6 protein-coding genes and 1 pseudogene are annotated in these 4789 nt (G+C 70.8%); 3 read left to right on the top strand and 4 right to left on the bottom strand.

Annotated elements, in window-relative coordinates; all coding sequences use genetic code 11:
• The 4 genes from MJ785_RS20315 to MJ785_RS20330 form a co-directional block, all read right to left on the bottom strand.
• On the bottom strand, positions 1-453 hold a 453-nt coding region (locus tag MJ785_RS20315), incomplete at its 3' end, for a helix-turn-helix domain-containing protein (RefSeq protein WP_239382353.1).
• Positions 450-1025, bottom strand: coding sequence for an IS607 family transposase (locus MJ785_RS20320; protein WP_239382362.1), 576 nt, complete (start codon positions 1023-1025; stop codon positions 450-452). The genes MJ785_RS20315 and MJ785_RS20320, both read right to left, overlap by 4 nt.
• A gap of 128 nt (positions 1026-1153) precedes the next feature.
• A complete protein-coding gene (locus MJ785_RS20325) occupies positions 1154-1855 on the bottom strand; it encodes a VIT family protein (RefSeq protein ID WP_239375832.1) in 702 nt (233 codons plus the stop codon).
• A gap of 67 nt (positions 1856-1922) precedes the next feature.
• The gene (locus tag MJ785_RS20330; protein ID WP_239382356.1) at positions 1923-3050 is read right to left on the bottom strand and encodes an amidohydrolase family protein; all 1128 of its coding nucleotides are present in this window, start codon (positions 3048-3050) and stop codon (positions 1923-1925) included.
• A 165-nt stretch (positions 3051-3215) separates the two neighbouring features.
• On the opposite strand from MJ785_RS20330, the gene MJ785_RS20335 reads away from it, so the two are divergent.
• The 3 genes and pseudogenes from MJ785_RS20335 to MJ785_RS22420 all read left to right on the top strand — a co-directional run.
• Positions 3216-4040: a sulfite exporter TauE/SafE family protein gene (locus tag MJ785_RS20335; protein ID WP_239382358.1), complete on the top strand. Its 825-nt coding sequence runs from the start codon at positions 3216-3218 to the stop codon at positions 4038-4040.
• 29 nt (positions 4041-4069) lie between these two features.
• Positions 4070-4612, top strand: a complete 543-nt coding sequence (locus tag MJ785_RS20340) for a DnaJ domain-containing protein (RefSeq protein ID WP_239382360.1) — start codon at positions 4070-4072, stop codon at positions 4610-4612.
• A gap of 38 nt (positions 4613-4650) precedes the next feature.
• Positions 4651-4789 (top strand): annotated as a pseudogene (locus MJ785_RS22420) (IS5/IS1182 family transposase); the annotation flags it as partial.

The following is a 4789-nucleotide window of genomic DNA, read 5'->3' on the forward strand; positions in this document are numbered from 1 at the left end:
CAGTTTCACCTGCCGGTCCTCGGCCGGGCCGTACGCACCAGTGGTGTACCGGAAGCTGTCACGGGCCTTCCCGCGCTTCTTGAACCGGGGGAACCCGACCCGTCGGCCCTTCCGTTTCCCTTTCCGGGAGTCGGTGACGTTCTTCAACCCGCGGGCAAGCTGGTCCAGCCCAGCGGAGAACGCTTCCTTCGAGCACTCCGCCCACCACGGGGCAACCCGGTGTTTCGCGGCGTTCCAGGCGAGCCGCAACGCGGGCAGCGTCCACGGCACCGGGGTCAGCGCGTCACCGGTCAGGCCGTAGGACTGCTCCGCATCGCGCTGAGCGAGCGCGGCCTTCACCCGGGCCAGCCCCCAGTTGTAGGCGAACCGGGCTGCGCCGGCATGCCGACGCAGACCCGCGAGCTGGGCGCTGTTCGGATCGAGCGCGAACCGGTACGCCTGCAACATTTTCATCCCGGGCCGTCCTTCGTCGCCTCGGCGACCGCCCGGGCCGCCCGGTCCGCGGCGGCACGCCGGCCATACAGCCGGGCGCACAGCGACGTCAGGATCTCGGTAACGTCCCGGACCAGGTCGTCGTCCCCCTCCGCAGGGTCGACCACCAGCAGCTCACGGCCGTTCGCGGACAGCGCGGCCTCAACGTACTCGGCGCCGAAACGGGCGAACCGGTCACGGTGCTCGACGACGATGGTGGACACGGCCGGGTCGCGTAGCAGTGCGAGGAACTTCCGGCGGTGGCCGTTCAACGCCGATCCGACCTCGGTGACGACCCGGCCCACCGCGACGCTGTTCTCGCCGCACCAGGTCGTGACGCGGGCGACCTGCCGGTCCAGGTCGGGGCGCTGCTCCGCTGACGACACTCGGGCGTACACCACGGCGACAGGGCGCCCGGCCGGCGCGGCGGGTTCGTCGACGAGCACTAGGCCGCCGACCTTCCGGGCAGAGACCGGGAGCAGACCGTCGCGGTACCAGCGCCGCGCCGTGGTGTACCCGACGCCGTTCGCGGCGGCCCACTCCTTGAGGTTCACATGAACATCATACGACCTCATCCGACGCTACCGGACGTCGATCCGGCAGCAGTTAACAACCCCTTCCTCGTCGCTGACAAGTAGCCGTGCGGACACATATATCTGGGCGATCCGGCCAGCCGGCGCGGTCAGTGGATGGCGGTTCCGGCCAGAGCGCCGACCATGGCTGTCACGGCCATGGCGACGCAGCCGCCGAGCAGGACACGGCCAGCCGCCCGCATCCGGTTCGCGCCGCCGAGCGTGGCGCCCACCGCGCCAAGCAGCGCCAATCCCACCAACGTCACAGCGACGAGCAGCACGATCCTGCTGGTGCCGCCAGCGGCGAGCGTGACCAGAAGCGGAAGCAGAGCGCCAACGGCGAAACTCAACGCCGAGGCCCCGGCGGCCTGCACCGGACGGGCCGCGGCCGCCGGTGACTGGCCGAGCTCGTCGCGCGCGTGCGCGGCCAGCGGGTCGGCCCGGCTGAACTCCACCGCGACCTCCCGGGCGAGCTGCGGGCTCAGCCCACGCCGCACGTAGATGCCGGTCAGCTCCTCCAGCTCGGCGGCTGGATCAGCCGCGAGCTCCGCCGCCTCCACGGAAAGATCCCGCAGCTCGACGTCCCGCTGCGAACTGACCGAGACGAACTCGCCAGCGGCCATCGACGCCGCCCCCGCGACGAGCCCGGCGAGCCCCGCGGTCAGCACAACGGCTCGCGACGCCGACGACGCGGCCACCCCGAGCATCAGGCTGGAGGTCGACACCAGGCCGTCGTCCGCGCCCAGCACCGCGGCTCGCAGCCAACCCGAACGCTCACCGCGATGTCTCTCCCGATGCCCCGGTCTCATCATGATGCGATCGAACGCCTCAGGGCCACTCAGGCGCCAGCCGCACCTCGCGGTCGGTGAGTGAGAATCTTCACTGGGCCGGGCGAGATTCCTTCGCTGGGATGTCGAGGATCTGCCCACGCAGCACGATGAACGATGGCGCGGCGAGCACCCGTACGTCCACCCGCGGATCCTGCGGATAGACGACGAGATCGGCCGCGGCACCCTCGTCACAACCCGGGAATCCCAGCCAGGCACGCGCGGCCCAGCTTGCCGCCGACAGCGCGGCCAGCGGGGGCAGCCCGGCCCGCACCAGTTCGGCAACCTCGTCGGCGACCAGGCCATGGGCCAGCGATCCGCCGGCATCCGTGCCCACGTAGATCGCGATCCCCGCGTCATAGGCGGACCGCACTGTTTCGTAACGGCGCGCGTGCAACGCCCGCATGTGCTTTCCGTAGCCGGGGAACTTTTCTTCCGCCGCCGCCGCGATGTCACCGAAGGTGGCAATATTGATCAAAGTCGGCACGATGGCGACGCCATGCGCCGCGAACAGCGGGATCGTCTCGTCGGTGAGCCCGGTGGCGTGCTCGACGCAGTCGATACCGACCTCGACGAGGTCGGCCAGGGAGCTCTCGGCGAAGCAGTGCGCGGTGACCCGGGCACCGACCGCGTGCGCGGCCTCGATCGCGGCGCGGGCCACGTCCCGCGGCCAGCATGGGGCGAGGTCCCCGGCGTCGCGGTCGATCCAGTCACCGACGATCTTGACCCAGCCGTCACCACGCCCGGCCTGCTCGACGACGTTCGCGAGTAACTGGTCGGGTTCGATCTCGATACCGTAGTTGCGGATATAACGCCTCGTCCGGGCGATGTGCCGGCCGGCCCGGACCAGGCGGGGCAGGTCGACGCGGTCGTCCACCCAGCGGGTGTCGGCGGGTGAGCCCGCGTCGCGCAGCAGCAACGCGCCCGCGTCCCGGTCCGCCCGGATCTGCCGCTCGGCGGTGTCACGATCAACCGCGCCATGCGAGGCCAGGCCGACATGACAGTGCGCGTCGACCAGACCGGGCAGTACCCAACCTGACAGGGTCCGGACGTCGCGGGCAGCGGCGCCGACCGGCGGGGTGAACGTGATCCTCCCGTCCAGCACCCACAGCTCGTCGCGGACATCCTCCGGCCCGACCAGTACCCGGCCGGTAATCCTCAACACCTCGAAACCGCCCATTCACGTTGCCTACCCACATGGCATCCACCGCGCCAGCGTTTCGGCGCTCTCCCGCCCGAGGTGGCGAGAAACACCGGCAACCAGCCGCATCCACCCGTGCGAACCTCATCTGAGCGGGTGTACTGAGAAGGCCGCAGGACTTCCTGCCCGGACGCGGAGGGTGCCGTGAGACCAGCCGACGGCGGACTCGTGGCGGCCGCCGGTCTGCTGGCTGGGGCGGTGAACGCGGCCGCCGGCGGCGGCACCCTGATCGCCTTCCCCGCGCTGCTCGCCACCGGTATGCCAGCACTCACCGCGAACATTACTTCCTCGGTCGGGCTGGTGACCGGCTATGCGGGCGGTGCGCTCGGCTATCGACGAGAGCTTGCGGGCCAGGCCGCCCGGCTGCGTCCGCTCGGTGTCCCGGCCCTGCTTGGCGGGCTGACCGGGGCGGTACTGCTGCTGGCCACGCCCGCGGGCGCCTTCCGGGCTGTCGTCGGATACCTCGTGCTGGTGGCCTGCGGGCTGCTCGGCGCCCAGCCGTGGCTGGCCCAGCTGGTGGCGGGCCGGCGTGCCCGGCTGCTGGCTGCCCCGGCTGCCCCGGCTGCCCCGGCTGCCCCGATCATGCTTACCAACAATGGTGTAGCCACCGCCGCTGTCACCTGGCCGACCCGCGGCGGGGTGTTTCTGGCGGGGGTGTACGGCTCCTACTTCGGCGCCGGCCTCGGCGTACTGCTGCTCGGTATCCTGGGCATCCTGCTGCCCGACAATATCCAGCGCACCAATGCCGCGAAGACGCTGCTCTCGTTTGGGATCAACATAATCGGCGTCACTGTGTTCGTGGTAAGTGCCCAGGTCTCCTGGGCCTTTACAGCGATCCTGCTGGTCACATCCTGCGCGGGCGGTCTTCTTGGCGCACGTCTCGCCCGGCTGCTGCCCGCGGCCGCGCTACGGGGCACCGTCGTGATTCTCGGATTGATCGTCGCGGTCGTCCTCATCGTCTCCAGATGACACGTCCAGCTGGCGGGTAAGGGTAGGTCGTGGCCCGACCATCGCTCTATGACGTGCTGGGTGTGCGACCGACGGCCTCGCCCGCCCAGATCGTCACCGCCTACCGGCGGGCCGCGCTGCGCACGCATCCGGACGCGGGCGGTTCCGAGAGCGCGTTCCGTCTGGTCAATACCGCCTACCAGGTACTGAGTGATCCAGAGCGGCGCCGTGCCTACGACCGTCGGCTGCGTTCCCGAGCGGCCGAGGGGTGTCCCGGGCCGGCCGTGCCGCGCCAGCCCGGCCCCCCACGCCAGGCCACCGGCACAGCGGCACCTTCGCCGTCCCGGCCACCGGGACCAGCTCCCTCACCGGCAGCGGCAGCGGCACCAGCACCGCTGCCGGGCGAGACGCAGCGGCGGATCCGTCACCGTTACCTGGCGATGATGACCTGCTGCGTGGGGCTGTTCGTACTCGCCGGCGGCGTGGTCCGTTTCTTCTCGGTGCCGGCGGCGCTGGCCATGATGTCCGTCGCCGCTGTCATCCCGCCGGTCGCGGCCATCATCGCCAACCGCTCCCGAGACGGCGACCGCTAAGATCGACGGAATCATGAACCGGGGAACGGACCAGCTGCCCGTGGCGGGACGTTCCGGACAGGTACGGCCACTCGGGAACCCTCTACAAGCGCAAGCGGCGGCGGGCGGCGGACGGCACCTGGCAACGCATCCTCGACGCGCTCCGCACCGAGGCGGACGCCCGTTGCGGTGATCAGG

The sequence above is a fragment of the Protofrankia sp. CiT1 genome, from assembly GCF_917627335.1.
Taxonomy (GTDB): Bacteria; Actinomycetota; Actinomycetes; order Frankiales; family Frankiaceae; genus Protofrankia.